The 22953-nt window shown below is 60.2% G+C and carries 19 protein-coding genes and 3 pseudogenes; 16 read left to right on the top strand and 6 right to left on the bottom strand.

Annotation, left to right across the window (positions count from 1 at the left end; all coding sequences use genetic code 11):
- Positions 1-95, top strand: a pseudogene (locus tag ACFY9W_RS27075) (IS5/IS1182 family transposase); the annotation flags it as partial.
- Between the two features lie 56 nt (positions 96-151).
- Here ACFY9W_RS27075 and ACFY9W_RS27070 read toward each other — a convergent pair.
- Positions 152-508 (bottom strand): annotated as a pseudogene (locus ACFY9W_RS27070) (IS481 family transposase); the annotation flags it as partial.
- 449 nt (positions 509-957) lie between these two features.
- The gene (locus tag ACFY9W_RS27065; protein ID WP_391137301.1) at positions 958-1872 is read right to left on the bottom strand and encodes a LysR substrate-binding domain-containing protein; all 915 of its coding nucleotides are present in this window, start codon (positions 1870-1872) and stop codon (positions 958-960) included.
- A gap of 206 nt (positions 1873-2078) precedes the next feature.
- Between ACFY9W_RS27065 and ACFY9W_RS27060 the strand changes: the two genes are divergently transcribed.
- From ACFY9W_RS27060 to xerC, 6 genes are all read left to right on the top strand, one after another.
- A complete protein-coding gene (locus ACFY9W_RS27060; protein WP_391137298.1) occupies positions 2079-3101 on the top strand; it encodes a zinc-binding dehydrogenase in 1023 nt (340 codons plus the stop codon).
- Between the two features lie 461 nt (positions 3102-3562).
- Positions 3563-4948, top strand: a complete 1386-nt coding sequence (locus ACFY9W_RS27055; protein WP_391137295.1) for a hypothetical protein — start codon at positions 3563-3565, stop codon at positions 4946-4948.
- Positions 4948-6303, top strand: a complete 1356-nt coding sequence (locus ACFY9W_RS27050) for a GntR family transcriptional regulator (RefSeq protein WP_391137292.1) — start codon at positions 4948-4950, stop codon at positions 6301-6303. Before ACFY9W_RS27055 ends, ACFY9W_RS27050 begins: the two co-directional genes overlap by 1 nt.
- 93 nt (positions 6304-6396) lie before the next feature.
- Positions 6397-8046, top strand: a complete 1650-nt coding sequence (locus ACFY9W_RS27045; RefSeq protein ID WP_391137289.1) for a VRR-NUC domain-containing protein — start codon at positions 6397-6399, stop codon at positions 8044-8046.
- Positions 8043-10301: a helicase C-terminal domain-containing protein gene (locus tag ACFY9W_RS27040; protein WP_391137286.1), complete on the top strand. Its 2259-nt coding sequence runs from the start codon at positions 8043-8045 to the stop codon at positions 10299-10301. The genes ACFY9W_RS27045 and ACFY9W_RS27040 overlap by 4 nt, the downstream gene beginning before the upstream one ends.
- 139 nt (positions 10302-10440) lie before the next feature.
- Positions 10441-11355 (top strand): tyrosine-type recombinase/integrase, encoded by a 915-nt coding sequence (xerC, locus tag ACFY9W_RS27035; protein ID WP_391137283.1) that lies wholly within the window; start codon positions 10441-10443, stop codon positions 11353-11355.
- A 95-nt stretch (positions 11356-11450) separates the two neighbouring features.
- Here the strand turns inward: xerC and ACFY9W_RS27030 are convergent, their stop codons facing one another.
- The 4 genes and pseudogenes from ACFY9W_RS27030 to ACFY9W_RS27015 form a co-directional block, all read right to left on the bottom strand.
- Positions 11451-13037, bottom strand: a complete 1587-nt coding sequence (locus tag ACFY9W_RS27030; protein ID WP_391137280.1) for an ABC-F family ATPase — start codon at positions 13035-13037, stop codon at positions 11451-11453.
- Between the two features lie 32 nt (positions 13038-13069).
- Positions 13070-13396, bottom strand: a pseudogene (locus ACFY9W_RS27025) (integrase).
- A 40-nt stretch (positions 13397-13436) separates the two neighbouring features.
- On the bottom strand, positions 13437-13757 hold the full coding sequence (locus ACFY9W_RS27020; RefSeq protein ID WP_391137277.1) for a hypothetical protein: 321 nt from the start codon (positions 13755-13757) through the stop codon (positions 13437-13439).
- 28 nt (positions 13758-13785) lie between these two features.
- Complete coding sequence (locus tag ACFY9W_RS27015; protein WP_391137275.1) at positions 13786-14505, bottom strand: SOS response-associated peptidase family protein; 720 nt, start codon at positions 14503-14505, stop codon at positions 13786-13788.
- Positions 14506-14605: 100 nt separating this feature from the next.
- Here ACFY9W_RS27015 and ACFY9W_RS27010 point away from each other — a divergent pair, with 100 nt between their 5' ends.
- The 9 genes from ACFY9W_RS27010 to ACFY9W_RS26970 all read left to right on the top strand — a co-directional run bounded on the left by ACFY9W_RS27010 (position 14606) and on the right by ACFY9W_RS26970 (position 22940).
- On the top strand, positions 14606-15034 hold the full coding sequence (locus ACFY9W_RS27010) for a translesion error-prone DNA polymerase V autoproteolytic subunit (RefSeq protein WP_391137272.1): 429 nt from the start codon (positions 14606-14608) through the stop codon (positions 15032-15034).
- On the top strand, positions 15024-16298 hold the full coding sequence (locus ACFY9W_RS27005) for a translesion error-prone DNA polymerase V subunit UmuC (RefSeq protein WP_391137269.1): 1275 nt from the start codon (positions 15024-15026) through the stop codon (positions 16296-16298). Before ACFY9W_RS27010 ends, ACFY9W_RS27005 begins: the two co-directional genes overlap by 11 nt.
- Positions 16292-16501: a hypothetical protein gene (locus tag ACFY9W_RS27000; protein ID WP_391137306.1), complete on the top strand. Its 210-nt coding sequence runs from the start codon at positions 16292-16294 to the stop codon at positions 16499-16501. The genes ACFY9W_RS27005 and ACFY9W_RS27000 overlap by 7 nt, the downstream gene beginning before the upstream one ends.
- A gap of 1105 nt (positions 16502-17606) precedes the next feature.
- Positions 17607-18119, top strand: a complete 513-nt coding sequence (locus ACFY9W_RS26995) for a DUF2199 domain-containing protein (protein WP_391137266.1) — start codon at positions 17607-17609, stop codon at positions 18117-18119.
- A gap of 1050 nt (positions 18120-19169) precedes the next feature.
- Positions 19170-19490 carry a transposase gene (locus ACFY9W_RS26990; RefSeq protein ID WP_391137263.1) on the top strand — a complete coding sequence of 107 codons (321 nt, stop codon included), beginning with the start codon at positions 19170-19172 and terminating at the stop codon, positions 19488-19490.
- On the top strand, positions 19487-19822 hold the full coding sequence (gene tnpB, locus ACFY9W_RS26985; protein ID WP_391137260.1) for an IS66 family insertion sequence element accessory protein TnpB: 336 nt from the start codon (positions 19487-19489) through the stop codon (positions 19820-19822). The genes ACFY9W_RS26990 and tnpB overlap by 4 nt, the downstream gene beginning before the upstream one ends.
- Positions 19823-19885: 63 nt before the next feature.
- The gene (gene tnpC / locus ACFY9W_RS26980; protein ID WP_391137257.1) at positions 19886-21433 is read left to right on the top strand and encodes an IS66 family transposase; all 1548 of its coding nucleotides are present in this window, start codon (positions 19886-19888) and stop codon (positions 21431-21433) included.
- Positions 21434-21546: 113 nt separating this feature from the next.
- Positions 21547-22077 (top strand): DMT family transporter, encoded by a 531-nt coding sequence (locus ACFY9W_RS26975; protein ID WP_391137254.1) that lies wholly within the window; start codon positions 21547-21549, stop codon positions 22075-22077.
- 143 nt (positions 22078-22220) lie between these two features.
- Positions 22221-22940 carry a hypothetical protein gene (locus ACFY9W_RS26970; RefSeq protein ID WP_391125969.1) on the top strand — a complete coding sequence of 240 codons (720 nt, stop codon included), beginning with the start codon at positions 22221-22223 and terminating at the stop codon, positions 22938-22940.
- The last annotated feature ends 13 nt before the right edge of the window (positions 22941-22953 follow it).

Genomic DNA, 22953 nt, shown 5'->3' with positions numbered 1-22953 from the left:
CGCGCTTCGACAAGCTCGCAAAAAGTTATGCTGCGATGGTCTCGCTGGCTTGTGTCATGCGGTGTATGCGACGGCTTTTTTCAGACAGAGCCTAGGTGTTTGGTCCCAGGATGAGGTGGTGTGGGTTAATAGTGAAGCGGTCTGGATGTTGAGTCCAGGCCTCACAGATGACCTTGACCCCGTGGCGCATCAAGCAGCGATGCAAGGCGCTACGGGCCAATTGGGGATGGTACTCATGAAGATGCCCTAGCATGTCGTCCAAGGGCAGCATTGTTCGCTGACGAAACTCAACCACAATCGCCTCTTCTGACTCGGTCAGCTTGGCGCTGCGTGGCTGAGAGGGCCCCATTCGAGAGTCTTGGGTTGTTGACCGTGAACGCCACTCGGCCACGGTCTTTACATTTAACTGGTAGCGGGCGGCAAGCTTTGGATTCGACTCTTGCGATGCTTGGCGCTCGGCTCGAATTCGCGGCGTCGTTCGGGCTGAGCCATGAATACGTCCTTCCAAAATGCATCCTCCTCCTGGGGCGTTAAGGATGCACCATGACTCTCCGGGACTGAACACCTAGGACCTGGATGCAGTAGGCAGGTACAGGGCAGGATTGTGGCCTGGTGTGGGCAGCGATTACTTGAGCGGGATAGCGAGGGCGCTGGTGAAGGATGTGGAGCATTCGATTTCTGTTTGTAAGCGTTCGGCAAAGTCACCTTCCGAACTCCAGCATTTAAGGGTGATGTTGCCCGCGTATTAAGTGAACACCATGGCCTTCGGCGGTGGAGTCGGGAAGGTGTGGTAGCCGGCCCCTTACAGATGGACCTTAGACTGGGGGTATCATTTTCAAACCATCCAAAGCATACCCTCAGATTTGCCCCCGATGTAGCAACCCACTGGAAGTGAATGGAGCTCCATGGTCTGTGGAAAGGGAGAAGTAATCAGAAAAACAGCCTATCCGACGACACCTAAAGACTCTCAGGGTCGCCGAAGAACATCTGAATCCTCGACCGCAACCACCGCTCCGCCGGGTCGTTATCCTGCGCCCCACGCCAAGCCATGTGCAGCTCGAAACTGCGCACGGGTATCGGCAAGTCTTCGGCCCGCAACCCACCCGCGGCAGTCAGCGCATCGGCCGTGTAGTCGGGCACTGTCGCCACGATATCCGTCCCGGCCAGCAAGCTCCCCAGCCCGTTGAACTGCGGCACCGCCAGCACCACATGGCGCTTGCGACCAATTTCTTCCAGCGCTTCGTCGATAAACCCGGAAAGGTCACCTGCAAACGACACCAGCGCATGCGGCCGATCACAGAAGTCGTCCAGGTTAATGCTGCCAGGCACGCTGTCGGCCCGCAGCAGCTTCGGCATGCTGCGGCGCAGTACCTTGCGCTTGGCGTTGGCCGGCAGTTCACTGGTGTAGCTGACGCCTACAGAAATCTCGCCCGAGGCAAGCAGTGTGGGCATCAGCAGATAGTTGACCCGCCGTACCACCAGCACGATACCTGGCGCTTCGGCGCGGATGCGCTTGAGCAACTGCGGCAGAAGGGCGAACTCGGCGTCGTCCGAAAGGCCGATGCGGAACACCGCCTTGCTGGTGGCGGGGTCGAACTCGGCTGCACGGCTGACCGCGGTGGAAATCGAGTCCAGTGCCGGCGACAGCAAGGCAAAGATCTCGTGGGCCCGTGCGGAAGGTTCCATGCTGCGGCCGGTGCGTACGAACAGGGGGTCGTCGAACAGGTTGCGCAGGCGCGAGAGGGCCGCGCTGATGGCCGGCTGGCCGAGGAACAGTTTTTCTGCAGCACGCGTGACGCTGCGCTCGTGCATCAGCGTTTCGAACACGATCAGCAGGTTGAGGTCTACGCGACGCAGGTCGTTACGATTCATCGGTGCGCTTCGCCTAAAGTGGGGCAGGGGTGAATCTTAAGGCCAAAGGCTGTTACCCTGCACGGGTTTAGGGGTACCAATCGCATGGAAAGTCAGGTGCCCAATCGATGACAAGCATGTCGACTATTAATGACCGCTGATGGTCTAACGGCTAAAGCCCGGATAGAGTCAGTGGTAATTAGAGGTTCACAAAGGCGAGGTATGCGATGTCCCGCATGATCCGTTTCCACAAGTTCGGCGCTGCCGATGTGCTCCGTTGCGAGGAGCAGGCCGAACCGTCACCCGCTGCCGACGAGGTACAGATCCGCGTCCAGGCGGTTGGCGTCAGCTGGTATGACGTGCTTTGGCGCCAGAACCTGGCGCCGTCCCAGGCACGCCTGCCGGCGGGTATCGGCCATGAGATGGCCGGGGTGGTGACTGCGGTCGGTGAAGGCATCGAAGACATTGCGGTGGGCGACCGGGTTGCCAGCTTCCCGGCTACCAGTGCAAACGACCACCCGGTCTACGGTGATGTCATCGTGCTTCCGCGGACCGCTATTACACGCTACCCGGATGTGCTCACCCCGATCGAGGCCAGCGTGCACTACACGCCGCTGCTGATCGCCTATTTTGCCTATGTCGACCTGGCGCGTGCCAAGGCGGGGCAAACCGCGCTGGTTACCGATGCCAGCCACTGTGCCGGCCCCGCCTTCGTACAGCTGGGCAAGGCGCTGGGGCTGAAGGTGTTTGCGGCTACCAAAGAGGCAGAGCAGCGTGAATACCTGCTGGGCCTGGGCGCCGACAAGGTGATTGTCACCGAAGAGCAGGACTTGCTGCTGCAGGTAGGCAAGTACACCGATGGCCGTGGCGTGGACATGGTACTCGATGGCATGGGCGGGCCGCAGATGTCGCTGCTGGGCGATGTGCTGGCACCGCGTGGCAGCCTGGTATTGTATGGCCTGCAAGGCGGTAACCAGACGCCGTTCCCGGCTTGCGCCGCGTTCCAGAAGAACATCCAGTTCTACGTGCATTGCATCGGTAATTTCACCGGCAAGCCCGAGCTTGGTATCAGCCAGGATCAGGTGGCACTGCAGCGGGCCTTGCGCGATATCAACCAGTTTACCGCCGACCAACTGCTGACCCCGCAGATCATCAAGGTGTATCCGTTCGAGCAAGTGGTGGAGGCCCATCGTTACATGGACCAATGCCCTTGCGGAGGCCGGGTGGTGCTGGACATGGCGCAGCACTGACAGCCATTTGCAATGTCGACAAACCCGGGCCGAGTCCCGGGTTTTTTGTTTGTTGTGCAAGGTGATTTAAACAGCAACAAAAAGAATATTCCTACAGCATTCCCCGATGTCGACTACATATGAGTCGTCGAATCGAGGGGCCGTGGAAATATTCCGCCAAATACTCAGGCTTGAACTATTTCAGTTTGGCGCTCAGTGTGTTTGCGCAATCGTGCTGAATGGTTTTTTTGGCCTGATCTGTATCTTTTAATCGCTCTGCATCCCCCGATAATGGCCCGGTGATATTTGCGCAAGGAGCGTGGAATGAGCATGGCTGTGCCTGTGGAAAGGCTGCGTGAGGCAGCGGTAGGCCGTCGCAAGGGTGAAGATTTCTTGAAGGTCTGGCGACGGTGATGCGTTACGACATTACTTCAGTTTGGATATAGGAAGTTTCTTCTGGATGAAGATGATGAGGTGATTTCGTGACGGTTATTCATGATCAGGCAATGCATTATGTTTACCAGCAAGTGCTCGAGCGCTTGCTGGGCCACATGACCCAGGCGCAGCGGGCATCTTTGCAACTACTGATACAGCGGATGCTCGTTGCAGCAGGTGGGCCGGAGTACATTGGCACGTACCGTGTACTGGTACTGCAAGGCAGCGATCGCCGTAGTGACCGGCTGCTGGCCATGCTGCGTGCGGCACAACTGAGCATCGCCCTGCGTGCGTCGGTAACGTTCCAGTTGCGGGTGCTGGTAGTCAACCTGCCAGTAGCCGCCAGTGCCACGCTTGAGCGCCACGAGCGCAGTTTCAGCGCCCTGTTCTTGCAGGACGATACCCGGGTTCAACTGCAGATGATCGAAGGGCGCGAGGTGGTGCCTTTCAGCCGTAGGCCCTCGGCGGTACCGGAACGCTGGCTGCAGGCAAGAAATGCCATGCTGGTGTTCGGTCACCTGGTGGATGCCAGGCCCGAAGCCTTGTTGGGGAGCCGCCTGCACCTGGAACTGGCAGACGCAGTGGGCATTGCGTTGCAGTCACCGACAGCAGCCGACGCATTGATCACTGCCATTCCCGCCCACCAGCGGCGCCGCTACCTGGCCTGGGCCCGGCGTAGCCTGCGCCTGATGGGGGAGCGTGGCCCGCATGTGTGGCATCACTGCCCGGCGTCGCTGGCTCAGGGGTTGAGCCGTTTGCACGATGCCATCGGCATGGCGCGGGGCAAACTGGCGGAGCCGACCCACGCGGCTGTCGCGCAGGATGCTCCGCTGCGTGTGATTGCCCTTGATGACCTGTTGCCGCATCTGCTTGACGGGCCGCAACTTGACGTGATGCTGGGTGGTGGCTTCGAAGCTGCTCAGGATGCCTGGCCATTGGCGGCGTTCGCCGATGTGCAGGCACCGGCGCAACTGCACGAATTACGCGCGTGCGCTCAGGCGCCCAAGGCCGGTCGCCCGGCGCTGCGGCTGGCTGGCCAGCAGGGCGACAGCAAGTGGCGCGAGGAGCACACGTTGCAGTTGGCCAAAGCCTACGGCATCAACCAGACGCAACTGCTGTGCCTGTTGTTCAGCCCGTTCGCCAGGCAGGGCAAGTACCTCGAGCGTTTTCTCAAGTGCCGGCATGCCGACATGCTGGTTGCGCTGCCTTACCTGCATCGGGCCCTGCAGGGCAAACCCTGTCCTGATGGGGTGAGGGACTGGCTGGTGAATACCAGTGGCTTGACGCTGGGGCAACTGCGGGCGATCTATGAAGGGCGCGTATCGCTAACGGCCTGGCGCTTGCAAAGCGCCCTGGCCAGGCGTGATGTGCAATTGAGGTTGCTACCGGGGTCGTCGTTGGGGCGGCGGCGCAAGTTGCCGGGGCCGTATTGATGGATCAAGGGGGAAACGGCGAGTTCGCCTATCGCAAGGTTTATCGTTACCTGGAAGCATTGATCGAGCAGGGCGCAATCAATGGCTCATGCAAGCTCCCGTCATTGCGCGCACTGTCCCGGCTGTTGCGGGTGTCATTGGCTACCGTGCAGAGTGCCTACCACCTGCTGGAGGAGGAAGGGCGGGTACAGTGTTTGCCGAGGTCTGGCTACTATGCTCAGGTAACTGACAGGGCAGAGCCAGCCATGCTTGCGCGGCACTCACCCCTGCCGGCACAGCTGATGTTGGAGCAGATGATGCTGGGCCAGGAGCGCCGGTTGGCCCGGCAGCGCGCAAGTAGCCTTGCACCCTGGGAAGCGCTCGGCCGCACCCGCTTGCGCACTGCCCTGGCTGAGCGTTATACCCGCTCCTCCAGCCAGTACTGGCGGGCCGAGAACGTTCAACTGGCCCCTGATGTGCAGGCGCTGCTGGACACGCTGCTCGTTGGGCTGGCCTTGCAGGGCGGAACGGTGCTGGTGCAATCGCCTTGTTGCTGGCAGGTGCTGCGCGCCCTGGCGCGTGCCGGCATGCGTGTACTGGAGGTGCCAGCGGACAACCGGGGTAATCCGGACCTGCGCGCCATGGCCCGTTTGCTGGGGAGCGAGCCGGTGTGCATGCTGGTCATGCCGTCCTGCCTTGGCATGCCGCAGGGGCGGCTGGTGTCGCCGCACTACCAGCGGCAGTTGGGACAGTTGCTTGGCCAGCATCCTGTCTGGCTGCTGGAAAACGATCTGGACAGTGAGGTCTGTTACCGCGGGCCGCCACGTGCGCGCCTGCGCGACTGGGTAGAGCCCCGCTGGCTGTTGGTGATGGGAGCATTCGAGGCAGCAGTGGGGGGCGAGGCACCTTATGCCTATGTACTGGGCCATGCTACGGCGCTGGCCAACGCGTTTGCCGATCGCGAGTATCGCCTTGCGCCCCTGCGCCTGCAAGCATTGGCGCAGATGCTGGGTAAAAGGCCGATCGAGATGCAGTTGGCGCAACTGCGGGGCGAAATGCAACGGAGCACAGAATGCCTGGCGCGTGCGCTGGAATCGCAGTTCGGCCAGCGCGTGGCGTTGCAGATGCCCCAGGGCGGGCAAATGTTGTGGGTACGTTTTCGCCAACCCCTGTTGTGGGATTGCATCGCTGCGGCGTTGGCAGGCTCGGTTCTGCTTGCGCTGCCGGGCTGGCAGTTCAGCCTGCAAGGGCGCTACACGCAGCATCTGGCGCTTGTGTGGCTGGGTGACCAGTTGGAGGGCTTGCAGCAGGCAGTTGAGCGCCTGGCGCAAGCGCTGGAGCCACGCCGTGGGCGGTCTGCCAGCGTTATACGTTAAGTGCCGAGGGGCTTCTACCAGACCCACGGCACTTGCCAGGCCTACGGGTCTGTATGTATAAACAGTATCCCTTTCCGTTGCCTGCGCCTCTCCGTGATCGCTCATTCCGTCGACGACCCGTTTTACTACCTGCACAATTTCAGGCAGGTATTGCTGTGGGTTGAACAGCGCTACAAGGACCTGCTCGACGATCAGGAACTGGCGTTTATCCAGACGTTCAGCTTATTGCAGGCGCCATCCCAGGCGCTGATGGTGCGCATGGTCATGCGCAAGGGCGAGCTGTTTCGCAGTGACCGGCTGGAGTACGCCGAAATTGGTGATACCGGGCAAGCCCTGCAGCCCTTGCTGGCCCTGCGCTGGGTGCAGGAACCCGAGCAATTGGCACTCGAGCAGTTGTTTACGCTGCTGCGCAAAGACGAGTTGGCCCACTGCTTTGCCAGCCATTTGAGCCGCCCCCGCGCCGCCAAGCACGACCTGCTGCTGCAACTGCAACCTTTGGGGCTAGCCGCCCGTTCACTGACCGAGTGGTACCCAGCCAGTGGAGTGCGCATTCTCCAGTGGTGCCTGCAACCCCTGTGCGACCGCATGCGCCTGTTGTTCTTCGGCAACCTGTACCAGGACTGGTCAGACTTCGTGCTCGCCGACCTCGGTGTGCTGCGCTACGAGCAGGTGCCGTTCAGCACGGGCTCGCGAGCCCTGCAGCAACGCGCCGAAGTGGACCTGGCCATGGCCTTGCACCAGTGCGCCGAGCGCCTGGAGCAGGGCGACGACCCTGTTTCGATTCTGGCGGCCTTGCAAGGCCTGCACAGCGACAACCCCTGGCTGGCCCGGCGCCATGCGCGGCTGCAGTTCGCCCTGGGCCAGCAGTGCGAGCGCCTGGGCGAGTGGGATCAGGCCATGGCTGTGTACAGCCAGTGCAGCCATGCCCAGGCTCGCATCCGCCAGGTGCGGGTACTTGAGCGCTGCGAGCAATGGCCACAAGCCCATGCGCTGGCACTGCAACTGGCAGCGGCGCCGGCCAATGCCCTGGAGGTGCAGGCACTGGAACGCATGCTGCCACGCCTGGCGCGCAAGCTCGGTGGGCCGCCACAACGGCGCCAACGTACCGCGCCCCTGGAACTGATTGAACTCGAACTGCCCCGCGAGCACGCCGCGCTAGGCGTGGAAGAGGCCGTGCGTCAGCATCTGGCGCAAGAGGGTGGGCAGGTGCATTACGTGGAGAACACGCTGTTCAACAGCCTGTTTGGCCTGCTGTGCTGGGAGGCGATCTTCGCCCCGGTGCCCGGCGCGTTTTTCAACCCCTTCCAGGCCGGCCCCCAGGACCTGCATGACAATGACTTCCAGCAGCGGCGCAGCGCGTTGTTCGAGCACTGCCTGGGGCGGCTCGATGATGGCAGCCATCGCCAGGCGATTCTGGATTGTTACGCTGCCAAACAAGGTCTCCAGTCACCGTTCGTGTTCTGGTCCATGCTCAGCGAGGAGCTGTTGGAGCAGGCCTTGGCCTGCCTGCCGGCCGCCCAGCTGAAGCAGTGCTTCCTGCGCCTGCTGCAGGATATTCGCAGCAACCGCGCCGGCATGCCCGACCTGATCCAGTTCTGGCCTGGGCAGGGGCGATACCGCATGGTCGAGGTCAAGGGCCCCGGTGATCGCCTGCAGGACAACCAGCTGCGCTGGCTGGAGTTCTGTCGGGCCCACGGGCTGCCCGTTGCCGTGTGTCACGTGCGCTGGAGCGAAGCGCCTTGAGTTATCGGGTGGCGGTACGCGCCTTGTGTGAGTTCAGCGCCAAGGTTGGCGATCTGGACCTGCGCTTCACGCCATCACCCACTGCCCAGGAGGGGATCGAGGGCCATCAGCGGGTGGTGGCGCGGCGTGCAGCTGGCTATGAAGCGGAAATCGCCCTCGAAGGCCAGTTCGAAACCCTGACGGTGCGTGGCCGCGCAGATGGTTATGACCCCGCCTGCAACCGCCTGGAAGAGATCAAGACCCACCGTGGCGACCTGGCACGCCAGCCGGCCAACCACCGTCAGTTGCACTGGGCGCAGGCCAAGGTCTACGGCTGGCTGCTGTGCCAGGCACGGCAATTGCCGGCCATTGAGGTTGCGCTGGTTTACCTGGATGTGGACAGCGACAGCCAGACGCTCATCAGCGAACACTGCACAGCTGCCGAGTTGCAGGCTTTTTTTGAAACCCAGTGCCAGATCTTCCTCGCCTGGGCTCAGTACCAGCAGCAACGCCTGGCCGAGCGTGACCAAGGCCTGCAAGCGCTAGGCTTCCCTTATGCGCAGTTCCGCCAGGGCCAGCGGCAATTGGCCGAGACGTTGTACAAGGCCGTGAGTACGGGGCGCTGCCTGATGGCCCAGGCCAGCACTGGCATTGGCAAAACCCTGGGCACCTTGTTCCCGTTGCTCAAAGCCATGGTGCCGCAGCAGTTGGACAAGGTGTTCTTTCTCACGGCAAAGACGCCGGGCAGGGCGCTGGCCCTCGACGCCCTGCGTCAGGTCACCGATACCACGGCGCAACCGGCCCTGCGCACGCTGGAACTGATCGCCCGCGACAAAGCCTGCGAGCACCCAGGCAAGGCCTGCCATGGCGAGTCCTGCCCGTTGGCGGCCGGTTTCTACGACCGCTTGCCGGCCGCGCGCGAGGCAGCCGCAGCGCTGCCCTTGCTCGACCGCGCCAACCTGCGCGAAGTGGCCCTGATGCACCAGGTATGCCCGTACTATCTGGGACAGGAAATGGCGCGTTGGGTCGATGTGCTGGTAGCGGACTACAACTACTATTTCGATGCCCATGCCTTGTTGTTCGGCCTGACCCAGGCCAACCAGTGGCGGGTGGCGGTGCTGGTGGACGAAGCGCACAACCTGGTCGAGCGCGGGCGCGGCATGTACAGCGCCAGCCTGGACCAAGGCCAGTTGATGGCGCTGCGCCAAAGCAAACCGCAGGGGCTGGCCAGTGCGCTGGACCGGCTGAACCGGCAATGGAACGCGCTTCATAAAGAACAACGTGCGCCGTACCAGGCCAGCGATGCGCTGCCCGAAGGCTTGCTGAAGGCCTTGCAGCAGTGCATCGGGCTGATCCAGGAACAGATGAACCAGGCGCCCGCGCACATTGACCCGCAGGTGTTGCAGTTCTTCTTCCAGGCGCTGCAGTTCAGCCGGGTTGCCGAGTTGTTCGACAAGCACTTTCTGTTCGACATCAGCCTGCGGCAAGGCCCGCGCAATCGCAGGCTGGCTACCCTGTGCCTGCGTAATGTCACCCCGGCGCGCCTGTTGGCGCCACGCATGCAGGCGGCGCGCAGCGTGACGCTGTTTTCTGCCACGCTCAGCCCGCGGCATTTCTACAGTGACCTGCTGGGTATGCCGGCCGACACCGCCTGGCTGGAGGTTGCCGCGCCGTTTCGCGCCGAACAATTGCAAGTGCGTATCGCCAGCCAGGTGTCCACCCGTTACCAGCAGCGCCATGCCTCGCTGGCACCGATTGTCGAGCTGATTGCCGAGCAGTTTGCGCGCATGCCGGGCAACTACCTGGCCTTTTTCAGCAGTTTCGAGTACCTGCAGCAGGTTGCCGGTTTGCTGGCCGAACGGCACCCGCAGATTCCGCTTTGGACCCAGGAACCTGGTATGGACGAGGCGGCCCGCCAAGGGTTTCTCGACCGTTTTGTCGCCGACGGGCGCGGCGTTGGCTTTGCTGTACTGGGCGGGGCTTTTGGCGAAGGGGTGGATTTGCCGGGCACACGGCTGATCGGTGCTTTCGTTGCCACGCTCGGGTTGCCTCAGGTCAACCCGGTCAACGAGCAGTTCAAGCAGCGCTTGGGGAGGCAATTTGGAGCGGGGTTCGATTACGCCTATCTCTACCCTGGGGTGCGCAAGGTCATCCAGGCGGCGGGGCGGGTCATCCGTGGGGACCAGGATCGCGGGGTGCTCGTGCTGATCGACGAGCGCTTTGCCGAGCCTCGGGTTCAACAAATGTTCCCGGGTTGGTGGCCAGAGGCCATTTAGTCGGTGCCCAAACCAAGCGTCGTAAGGGCGGCTGACGACACGCCAAATAAGGTAACATCCTGATCTCGTTGTCGTTTCGACTTGCTTCAGACATTGGCCGGACCATTGCCGGCCAACGCTTTGCTACAGGATTCACGCTTTGTCCGATCTCTCGAAAAATCCGCTGCTGCAGTACATGGCCCGCCTGGCCCCATCCAGCCAGCAAACCATGCGCTACATCCTTCAGGACGCCGCCGACCGCCTGGGCTTTGTCGACTGCAACATCGTCGATGTGCCCTGGCATCGGCTTGAGCCCGGCCACGTGATCGCCCTGGTTTCGGCTTTGCGTGCCGACGGTTACGCGCCTAACAGTTCGTCGCTGTACGTCAACGCCATTCGCGGGGTGATGAACGAGGCCTGGCGCCAGGGCCTGATCGACCATGAGCAGTTGTTGCGTATTCGCGAGGTCAAGCCGGCCACTGGCACGCGCCTGCCGCCTGGGCGCAACTTGCGGCGCAGCCTGATTCGCGAGCTGATGGATGTATGCGCCGCCGACCCACGGCCGCAGGGCGTGCGCGATGCGGCGATTATTGCGTTGCTGTACGGCACCGGTATGCGCAAGTCGGAGTCGGTAGACATCGACCTGAACCAGGTCGATTTCGAGGCGCGCAGCTTGCAGGTGGTGGGCAAAGGCAACCACCAGCTCATCAAGTATGCGCCACCATGGGCGTTCGAGAAGTTACAGGCGTGGCTCGACCTGCGTCGCCTGGACCTGCCGGCAGGGGCCGAGGACGACCCGTTCCTGTTCAACCGTATCCGCCGCGGCAGCCACATCACCCGGGCGCGGATCACCAAGCACGCGATCTACTACATCGCCCGCCAGCGCGGCGCGCAGGTAGGGGTGAAGATCATGCCGCACGACTTCCGCCGGGCGTTCATCACCCGGGTGATCGAAGAACATGACCTGTCGATTGCCCAGAAGCTGGCGCATCACGCCAATATCCAGACCACGGCCATTTATGACCGGCGCGATGACAACGAGCGACGCCGTGCCGTGGACCGTTTCGACTACTGAAGCCCGCAGCGTCGGTGGCATTCACAGTACGTGTGGAAAGGGGTTACCCGTAAACAGGAAGGCCCGGCCAGTACAATTGGCCGGGCCTTCTTCAATCAGACCAGCACGCCCTGGCTACGCAGGTAGTCGTCATAGGTGCCGCTGAAGTCCACCACACCATCTGCCGACAGCTCGATGATGCGCGTGGCCAGCGACGACACGAACTCGCGGTCGTGGCTGACGAACAGCAAGGTACCCGGATAGTTTTCCAGCGCCAGGTTGAGCGCCTCGATCGATTCCATGTCCAGGTGGTTGGTCGGCTCGTCCATCACCAGCACGTTCGGCTTCTGCAGGATCAGCTTGCCAAACAGCATACGGCCTTGCTCACCACCGGAAATCACCTTCACCGACTTGAGGATCTCGTCGTTGGAGAACAGCATGCGCCCCAGGGTGCCGCGGATTACCTGCTCGCCGGACGTCCATTGGCCCATCCAGTCGAACAGGGTAACGTCGTCTTCGAAGTCGTGAGCGTGGTCCTGGGCGTAGTAGCCCACTTCAGCGCTGTCGGTCCACTTCACCGAACCCGCATCCGGGGCCATTTCGCCAACCAGGGTGCGCAGCAGGGTAGTCTTGCCGATACCGTTGGGGCCGATGATCGCTACGCGCTCGCCTGCTTCGACGGTGATGTCGAAGTTCTTGAAAAGCACTTTGTCGTCGAAGGCCTTGGCCATTTTCTCTACCACAACCGCCTGGCGGTGCAGTTTTTTGTTCTGTTCGAAGCGAATGAACGGGCTGACGCGGCTGGAAGGCTTGACCTCGGCCAGCTGGATCTTGTCGATCTGCTTGGCACGCGAAGTCGCCTGCTTGGCCTTCGAGGCGTTGGCCGAGAAGCGGCTGACGAAGGTCTGCAGCTCGGCGATCTGGGCTTTCTTCTTGGCGTTGTCCGACAGCAGCTGCTCGCGCGACTGGGTGGCGGCAGTCATGTACTCGTCATAGTTGCCCGGGAACAGGCGCAGCTCGCCGTAGTCCAGGTCAGCCATGTGGGTGCAGACGCTGTTGAGGAAGTGGCGGTCGTGGGAAATGATGATCATGGTGCTGTTACGCGCCGTAAGGATCGTTTCCAGCCAGCGGATGGTGTTGATATCCAGGTGGTTGGTCGGCTCGTCGAGCAGCAGCACGTCCGGGTCCGAGAACAGTGCCTGGGCCAGCAGCACACGCAGCTTCCAGCCCGGTGCCACTTCGCTCATCGGGCCGAAGTGTTGCTCCAGCGGGATACCCAGGCCCAGCAGCAGTTCACCGGCGCGGGATTCGGCGGTGTAGCCGTCCATTTCGGCGAATTCTGTTTCCAGTTCGGCGACGGCCATGCCGTCTTCCTCGGTCATTTCCGGCAGCGAGTAGATGCGGTCGCGCTCGGCCTTGACGTTCCAGAGCTGGCCATGGCCCATGATCACGGTATCGATCACGGTGAACTGCTCATAGGCGAACTGGTCCTGGCGCAGCTTGCCCAGGCGGGTGTTCGGCTCGAGCATGACCTGGCCACCGGAAGGCTCCAGGTCACCGCCGAGGATCTTCATGAAGGTCGACTTGCCGCAACCGTTGGCGCCGATCAGGCCGTAGCGGTTGCCGTTGTTGAATTTTACGGAAACGTTTTCGAACAGCGGCTTGGAGCCGAACTGCATGGTGATGTTGGCGGTAGAAATCAAGTGCTTGTCCTGCGGGGGTTCCAGAGGTGTATTTAGGCCCTCTCGTCAGTCTTGGGCCAGTTGCGGGCCAATTCGACTTGGGGCGGCAGCTTCTCCAGCTCCCTTCAGTCCGAGGAGGAGCTGATCCATTTCGCGTAGGTAGAGAGCAACATCTTAACGCTGCGGCCAAGCTGGTTCGCGATGAACGCGGGGTTCATCCCTGGCATCTGGCACGTGGTGGCGTAGGTGTGGCGGGTGTCGTACTGACGGCGTTCACGGATGTTCAGCGCCTTGAGCGCTGATTTGATTGGGCGGATTGTAACACTTGGTTCGTGGATCCACAGCCCATCTTTGCTCGGCTGGGACACAAAAGGGCTCACCGGGAGGGCAGCCTGGACGGCAGACTACCCTCCTGATGCTTCAAAGCTTGTACAGGATGGTGTAGGACTCATCCGTTCTTGGTTCAATCGTGATCGGAATGCCGAAGAGCTTCCCTCGACAATCGCTGACCACACAGCGATACACCGTTCCTTGCTGAAGCTGGGCCCACAAGCCTTCATCATGTATCGCGATACCCACCACACGGTTGTTCGGGTCTTCTCTTACTTGAGCAACGTGATGGTCCAGATCGCATCCAAATTCAGCTGTGCAAAGTTCCGGGTCGTAGCCGATGAGCACTCCGTGCCTTTTCAGATCGTCCCTGATGCGCTCAATCACGTCGTCTGCTTCTTGTTTTAGCATGATCGTTATCTCGCGGTGCCTGTACTCATCAAAACTCTAGCTGACCCTGAGGATTTTCGTCGTTTATCGGCACAATCAACGCCTGACCCTCATTCCGGACATTCCCCACCGCCTTGCCGACTGGATACCACCGAAATTCCGCAGCCGGCATGCAACCTTGTTCCACGATCTGCGCAGCTCGCTCCGGTGATGTAGTCGGATCGATCCATTCCCGGGCGAGCGCAGGGGCCAACACCAAAGGCTTCCTGTCGTGGATGTCGATCAGCCCTTGATCCGCTGCTGCGGTGATGATCACAAATCCATCGCGCTCGTCCGGTTCGATGTCCTGATGGACCTCTGCAAGCGCAGCGAAATAAAGCGGGCCTCCGTCGGCGCTGGTGATGTAGTACGGCTGCTTTCGCTTCGGATCCGTCAGGTCGGGCACCCACTCGAACCACCCATTTGCCGGTGCCAGGGCTCTGCCATGTGGCCACAGGCCTTTGAAGAACCTACCTGTAACAACCGTTTCTGCCCGAGCATTTATCGGGTCGGGTTGCTTCCCCTTCGCCCAAGATGGCGACCATCCCCACTTGACCCGATCCACACTCAGCCCGCCTTCTAACTGGCGTAAGACTTCAACCCGGGTCGATGGCGCCACGTTATAGCGGCCGATCGGCTCGTGGTCGTATCCATTGATAATGACCAGATCCAGCGACAGCTGGCGCAGGTAGTGATCCATCGACTCGTACATCGAGTAGCGTCCGCACATTTTCCATCTCGCCCGTCAGAATTTTCATCGCCCAGGATTGACCGGGCAGCCGATGCCGGATTTACTGTATATGCATACAGCTTGCATTGGACCTTCCACCATGACCATCACATTCCTGGGTACGCCCACCGGCGATACCGAACCGCTACCGCTCTATTCGTTTCACGTCCCGGCCGGGTTCCCTTCGCCTGCTGCGGACCACCTGGAAGGCCATATTTCCCTGGATGAGTTATTCGACCTCCGTGCGCCCCATGTGTATCTGGTGAAAATCGAGGGCGATAGCATGCAAGGGGCGGGAATCTACTCGGGCGATATCGTCATCGTAGACCGCGGCCGCGAAGCCGAGCATGGCGATGTGGTGATTGCGGCCGTCAACAGCGAGCCTGTGTGCAAGCGTCTCCACCGGCGCGACGGCGTGGTGATCCTGAAATCGGAGAATCCGGCCTACCCACCGCGGTACATCATGGAGGGCGATGAGCTCGTCATCTGGGGTGTGGTGCGTTACAGCGTTCGCGACCATGCGCAGTGACCAGGTGTTTGCGCTGATCGACTGCAACTCGTTTTACGCGAGTTGCGAGCGCGTATTCCGGCCAGACCTGGCCAAGACCCCGATCGTGGTGTTGAGCAACAACGATGGCTGCGTGATCGCCAGGTCGTATGACGCAAAGCCTTACGTGAAGATGGGCGAGCCGTATTTCCAGGCCAAGGACAAACTGCGCCGGCACGGCATCATGGCCTTCAGCAGTAATTACGCGCTGTACGGCGACATGAGCGAGCGTGTCATGACCCTGATCGAATCGATGGTGCCCGCCGCCGAGGTCTACAGCATTGACGAGTGCTTCGCTGACCTGTCCGGCGTACAGGAAAACCTGACCCAGTTCGGGCGCAAGCTGCGGTCCCGGATCTTGCAGTGCACCGGTATCCCCGTGGGTGTCGGTATCGCCGGCACAAAAACGCTCGCCAAGCTGGCCAATCATATGGCGAAGCGCCTACAGGTACAGACCGGGGGCGTGGTCGACATTACCGAACCGTTCAAGCGCGATTGGGTGCTACGCAATACGGAAGTGAAGGAGGTGTGGGGTGTTGGCCGGCGGATGAACGCCCACCTTGAGGCGATGGGCATTCACACGGCGATGGACTTGGCCAAGGCGGATGCCTGGACGCTGCGGCAAAAATTCAGTGTGGTGGTGGAGAAGACTGCCCGCGAGCTGGCTGGCACGCCATGCCTGGAGCTGGACGAGGCCGAGCCCCCGAAGCAGGAAATCTGCTGCAGCCGGATGTTCGGCAAGCGCCTGACAGAGCTGGCGCCCATCAAGCAGGCAGTGGCCACGTACGTTGGCCGGGCAGCGGAAAAACTCCGGGCCCAGAGCTCCGTGTGCAAGCGCATACGCGTCAGCATACGCACCGGCATGTTCAACCCGGATGAGGCGCACCACGCACAAGGGGCGCTGGTGGAACTGCCATACCCGACCTGCGACACGCTGTTGATGACCCGACTGGCCACCGATGCGGTCGGGCAAATCTTCAGGCCGGGGTTTCGCTACAGCAAGGCTGAGGTGCTGCTGATGGACCTGCGGCAAGCAGGTGAATTTTCAGAGGACTTGTTTGCGCTCAAGCAATCGGTGGCATGTGACCGGCTGATGCAGGTGATGGATGACATCAACGAGCGCTGGGGTAGGGGGACGATGCGGTCCGCCAGCGTGCCGGCAACACCGGACTGGGGAATGAGGAGGGAGATGATGAGCCAATCCTATACGACGCGGATCGACGAGCTATGGACGGTCAGATGTTGAGCTTGCCACCGGGCTGGCTGGCCGAACTCAATGATCAGCCCGCTCTGGTGGCCGATCCGGATGGCCGAGCCGGGGTGCTTGCCGAGCTCGCGATTTCTGCGCACCGGCGCGGGGACGTTGATGCAGGCCAGTTGGCCGACATGCTGGAGTTTGCCGAAGCGGCCAGGTTGTGGGCGCTGATTGAGGATGAAGAGGCAGCTTGAGCCGCTCAATGCACTCGGCGGGGAAGGGCGATAGTTGTCGGTCGTGAATGGCTGCTTTCGATCCATAGCTGCCGGTGAGCCGAACAGCAATCTTTGTGGGAGATCTCCCAGCCCTTCTGGCTGCGCTGTCGCGCAGGGAACTCTGCCCGCCAGCCCGCTGCCTTCGGTGTGGGAGCCGCGCTTGCCGGCGATGGGCTGCGCAGCGGCCCCAAAGTCTCAAGTCAATTCCAATCCGTCAGAATGGTGCCGCCTGCATTGGGGCGGCTTCGCAGCCCATCGCCGGCAAGCGCGGCTCCCACAGAGACCTTGTCAAATCAAAGAATTACGATTTGTTCCATGGGAGTCCCCCCGCCGCCTAGGCGCCGCGCTGTCGCGCAGCAAACAGGATGCGCATGACTTTAGATCTGCGCTGATATCAAGATCTAGAAAAGCACTCGCCGACCGATCCAGGTAGGTCGGCCGCCGAATGCTTTGCTATGGTTCTCAATGCGCGGGAAAGAGGCCGTAGACCGCACTGGTGTGCAGCTTTGCTCCCGAATGAGAGAGTGGCCCAAATGGCATCGGCGTTAGTCCCTGTCGGCACAGCTTGCTGTGACCACGTATAGAAGAGTGAACACTTCGCCGCCATTGACCCCGCGCACCTGTTTTTTCTATCAGGAAGAACTGTGGGTTACCTTTTGTTTGATAGAAGCGGGCGCGCCCGCGAAGAATCCAACGCGGTGCCTGGCACCGGCTGCGCCGGGGTTCGCGGGCAGGCCCGCTCCCACAGAGTGCGCGTCGTGCTCACGAACCCAGTAATTTTTCAGTGTCTGCTATGGGTCGAAAGCTGCCGGTCGTAGATGGCTGCTTTCGACTCTAAGCGGACGGTCATCGCGGACACCTGTCGACCAAGAGCAGTCATAACGGAGCAGTGCCCGCCACCGATTGCCGGTAGTCATCGCCTGGTAGCGAAAGAGGGAATCAGGTCAAGGCTGCTCCTGAACCAACAGTTATTCGCTGACGGCCGAACTTAAATCCGTTCACGTGCCAGGTTTACCCGTGTAGGCTTGCGAGCACGCTGAATAACGCTCTGGTGCGGTATTCACCCATTAGGTTCTCTACAAACATGGATGTCACTGTGAGCGGTTTTATATGTAACACCTGCGGCAAGCCTCACGATGAGTTGCCGATGTGCTTTGGCCCGAGCGCGCCAGACCTCTGGTACTCAATACCAGAGACAGAGCGAGATGAACGAGGCGAATTGTCATCTGATCAATGCGTGATAGATGGCAAGCATTTCTTCGTCCTAGGCCGTATCCTCATCCCGGTAACCGACGGCGTCGGTCCATTTGCCTGGTTGGCATGGGTCTCATTAAGCGAAAGAAATTTTCTTCGAATGTGTGAGCTTTGGGAACTTGATGGCCGGGAAGCCGAACCGCTGTTCTCCGGGCGGCTACAGAGCAATTTGCCCTACGAGCCGTCAACGTTGGGTCTTGAAATTCAAGTTCAAATCATGCCTTTGGGTGAGCGTCCGCTTATCTTGTTTGATCATACAGTTCACCCCCTTTCTTTAGAGCAACACACCGGTATAACGATGGCCCAAGTCCAGAGCATTGTCGAGGCGGCGCTCCATGGTTAAGAAGAAGCCCGGCTCCTCCATCAAGGGAGGGTTGTCCGCATCGGGGCATCACGGGCCAGAGCATCTGATCAGGATTTGGAAATGACCGCTACTGAGCACGCTGTAGCGGCGGTTTTCGGCTGTCGGTTATTCTCTTCGACAGATTGCTTCGGGTCGGTTAGCGCCTCTGGATCGGGCTGACCATCCTGTTCTCCCCCACATAGAGGAAAAGGCATGAGCGCCGTTACGGCAAGCAGCTATCAGCGTGGTAATGTGGTCGCCCTTGAATGTCATTGTTCCACCAGGAAAGCTAAGCATGGAATGCCCAGCCTATATCTGAAGTACCGAAAAAGTGAATGATGCACTTGGATACAAACAGCCTAAACTGCGCAAGCGGCAGACGGGGGTCGAAGCATTCAGTAATTGCTGGCAGCTCTCTACCGAAGCAGCAGGTCACAGGCCTCTTTGATCCATAAGGACGCTACACGTTAAGATCGACGTTACCTAACGAAAACGGAATCCTCTTTCAAACATCTGACAGGTGGTGCACCAACCTCTCTGCCGGTGCGCTCCCCGGGCTTACGCCCGCTTTGCATCGAGACCTGGCAAAAAAGCACATTTGGCCGAATTTCCCGCCATCCCCAACATCAAACACGCCTGGAGAAAGTCCATTGATTTAGCGGGCAGCGAGTTTGTTGTCGTTGCCGTATAGACTCAGCCGTGAACGCTTTTCGCCACTGATAGCCTCTGGTCGTTGGCTGCCCTCCGCCAAAGACGGCTGAGGGTCGAAAGCAGTGATTAACGACCGGCGCTTTCAACCCGTAGCAGACACCGAAAAATTACTGGGTTCGTGAGCACGACGCACACTCTGTGGGAGCGGGCGTGCCCGCGAACACCGGCGCAGCCGGTGCCAGGCTCCGCATTGGATTCTTCGCGGGCGCGCCCGCTCCCACAGTGATTGCTGTTCGGCTGTAAGCGTCCGGCGAACTCACCTTCCGAACTCCAGCATTAAGGGTGATGGTGTCCGCGTATTTTTTAGCGGACGCGATCACCCTTATCGCCAGGATTTCCATGCGCCAACGAACATCTTATCCAAAACCATTCAAAGCCCAAGTCGTTCAGGAATGCCTGCAACCTGGCGCAACGGTGTCCAGTGTCGCCATCAGCCACGGCATCAATGCCAACGTCATCCGCAAAAGGCTGCCGCACTATCGAGACCATACCGCAACACCTTCACTGCCGGCATTTGTCCCGCTGAACGCCGCACCTAAACGGCTCGCCGAATCGTCAGTGACAATTGAATTGCGTATGGCTGGGCAATTGATCACGGTGAAGTGGCCAGCCTCTGATCCCGAGGGCTGCGCGCAATTCATTCGGGCTATCGCTCAATGATCCGCATCGATGCCATCTGGCTGGCCACCGAGCCGATGGACATGCGCGCCGGTACCGAAACCGCCTTGGCGCGAGTGATATCGGTGTTCGGTGCGGCGAAGCCGCACTGTGCTTATCTATTCGCCAATCGCCGGGCCAACCGGATGAAAGTGCTGGTGCACGATGGCGTCGGCGTTTGGCTTGCAGCGCGTCGACTGAACCAGGGCAAGTTCCACTGGCCCGGCATTCGCCATGGCGGCGAGGTCGAACTCGATAACGACCAACTTCAGGCGTTGGTACTGGGCCTGCCGTGGCAGCGTGTTGGCGCCGGAGGTGTAATTACTGTGCTGTAAACGCCGGCCCTTTGGCCGGTCTACTTGTCGTCGTCCTGCTTCTGCTCTGGGACAATCGGCGGCATGACTTTCTCGCCCAACCTCGACCAGATGACCCCGGAACTGCTTCGTGCCTTAGCGGCACAGGCGTTGCAGTTGCAGTCCCAGGTCGAGGCGATGAGCAGGAAGATCCAGAACGATCAAACCGTCATTGAGCAGCTCAATTACGAAATTGCCCTTCTCAAACGGCACAAGTTTGCCAAGCGCAGCGAGCAGATCAGCCCGGCGCAAAGTAGCTTGCTGGATGACCTGCTCGACATAGACATTGAAGCTATCGAGGCCGAGCTACAACAACTCCTTCCAGTTCCGCCACAAGCCGAGCCACGGCAATCCCCGAAACGTTTGCCATTGCCGCCGCAGTTCCCGCGCACGGTGATTCGCCACGAGCCTGAAAATACCCAGTGCGCTTGTGGCTGCCAGCTTCAACGCATCGGCGAAGACGTCAGCGAGAAGCTGGATTACACGCCGGGCGTGTTTACCGTCGAGCAACATGTACGTGGCAAATGGGCCTGTCGCCAATGCGAAACCTTGATCCAGGCACCGGTGCCAGCCCAGGTCATCGACAAAGGTATCCCGACCGCAGGCCTGCTGGCCCACGTGATGGTGGCCAAGTTTGCCGATCACTTACCGCTATACCGGCAGGAGAAAATCTTTGGTCGCGCCGGACTGGCAATTGCTCGTTCGACCTTGGCCCAGTGGGTCGGACAAACCGGCGTGCAGCTCCAGCCGTTAGTCGACGCTCTGCGTGAAGCGGTGCTGAACCAGGGCGTGATCCACGCTGACGAAACACCGGTGCAGATGCTTGCGCCAGGCGAGAAGAGAACCCACCGGGCCTACGTCTGGGCCTACAGCACGACGCCGTTTTCGGCGCTCAACGCGGTGGTTTACGACTTCAGCCCAAGCCGTGCTGGCGAACATGCGCGCAACTTCCTGGGCTACTGGAAGGGCAAGCTGGTCTGCGACGACTTCGCTGGCTACAAAGCTGGTTTTGAACAAGGCATCACTGAAATCGGCTGTATGGCCCACGCCCGTCGCAAGTTCTTTGATCTGCACGTGGCGAACAAAAGTCAGCTGGCTGAACAGGCACTGCATTCGATCAGCGGCTTGTACGAGGTCGAGCGCCAAGCGCGGGATATGAGCGATGAAGACCGCTGGCGAATACGCCAGGAAATGGCGGTGCCGATAATCAAAACACTGCATGACTGGATGTTGGCTCAGCGCGACTTGGTGCCCAACGGGTCAGCTACGGCCAAAGCCCTCGATTACAGCCTGAAACGCTGGGTAGCGCTGACGCGCTACTTGGACGATGGGGCAGTGCCCATCGACAACAACCAGGTTGAGAACCAGATACGGCCATGGGCACTCGGACGCTCGAACTGGTTGTTTGCCGGGTCGCTACGCAGTGGCAAGCGGGCGGCTGCAATCATGAGCCTGATCCAATCGGCGCGTATGAATGGGCATGACCCGTATGCCTATCTCAAGGATGTGCTGACGCGGCTGCCGACGCAGCGAGCAACAGCAATATCACAGCTTCTTCCGCATAAATGGATTTGCTTGACCAAGGACGGATAACTCCAGAAATCATTCGCCAGGCGAATGTGCGACGTGCGAACTATCGATTTCCATTCATAGACCATATACATCAACATCGATCTCATCCAAACCGAGACACGAGAGGTGCGGTTATGTTTGGGAAGATTTCGATACTCGCATTGGCTCCGATGGGGTTGGCATTACTCGCCGGAGCACTGATTCCGCTCCAAGCCTCAAGCAATGGCGCACTGGGCCGCGAGTTAGGTCATCCACTCTGGGCGGCGCTTACTTCGCTGATCGTCAGCTCAGCGGTGCTGATAGCGACCATCGCTGTACTTCGCATACCTCAGCCGAGTATCGCAGAAGCTTTACGAGGCCCTTGGTGGCTGTGGATTGGCGGATTCAGCGGCGCGGTGTATGTCGCGATGGCCACCTTCCTGCCACCTAAGCTGGGTGCTTCGAACTACATCTTATTCGTCATGGTGGGCCAGGTGATTGCCGCCATGCTCATCGACCACTTCGGTCTCCTGGGCCTAGCAGTGAAGCCCATCAACGTCATTCGGTTGGTCGGGGTACTCATCGTTCTGTTTGGCCTGATTGTGGTTCAGATAGGCTCAAACAGAGCGCCTGCGTCGGTGCTGACCAACACAGCATCGCACCCCGTGACCGCAGCCCTCAAGTAAACAGATCCTCCCTTTCGGCTGGTTGTCGCTCCCTTGTGGCCAGCCTTTTTTATTCAGGTCGATACGGTTCGCCGAATCGTCCACCGCACGGTGCGTTTGAACAATGGTTCAGCACCCTATTTCCGTAAAACTGGAGAAGCGCTATGAACATCGTAAAATTGCAATTCAGCGATGGCCGTCCAAATGCTGTAGGCCTGGAAGACGTAAATGCTGTACTCCGAACCGTAGGTGTTCGTGCCAGCACTGTCGATATCCCTGACGCTGCCAAGCCAATCCTGAAGGCATCACAGTCGCGGACTGTAACCGAAGCCGAGCAAGAAGAACTGATCAAGCTCTTCAGCCTGAACCGCGCAGAGCTTCTGGAACAGATTGAACTGGCTGGCCGAGTACCTGAAACGCCACGGGGCGGCCTGCTCAGCACCCGCCAACCCAATGTCGCTCCTTACCCAAAGGTTTACGACATGTTGGCCATCCCCGACGATTACCGCGCCACAGTGCTGGAAACTTTCGGTCGCTTCCACGTGAACATGGCTCAAAACGGCGTAGGTATCGATGAGGTGATGACAGTCGTTTCGGGTGGGCCGTTCACCTGGATGTTCGCGCTCCCGGACAGTGTCGTAGTACGGCTCACAGTAGGCCCGGCGAGTGAGGAAACAGCGATCCGCTTGAGTTATCCAGGCATGGGCATCCACGCCGGTTACATGGATGCCAAGCAAGGGCTGGTCGTGGCGTATGCTCATGGCCCCGAGGAGTTCGACATCCACTACGACGAGCCAACAGCTCCCAACGCGCAACTGTTGAACACCAATCCCTGGGTGGATTTCTCCGGCGACATGCCCACCCTGTTCGACAAGATCAACTAATCACGTTGTACCC

The organism is Pseudomonas sp. NPDC008258 (assembly GCF_042956345.1).
GTDB lineage: Bacteria > Pseudomonadota > Gammaproteobacteria > Pseudomonadales > Pseudomonadaceae > Aquipseudomonas.
This window is presented reverse-complemented; position numbering and strand designations above follow the sequence as displayed.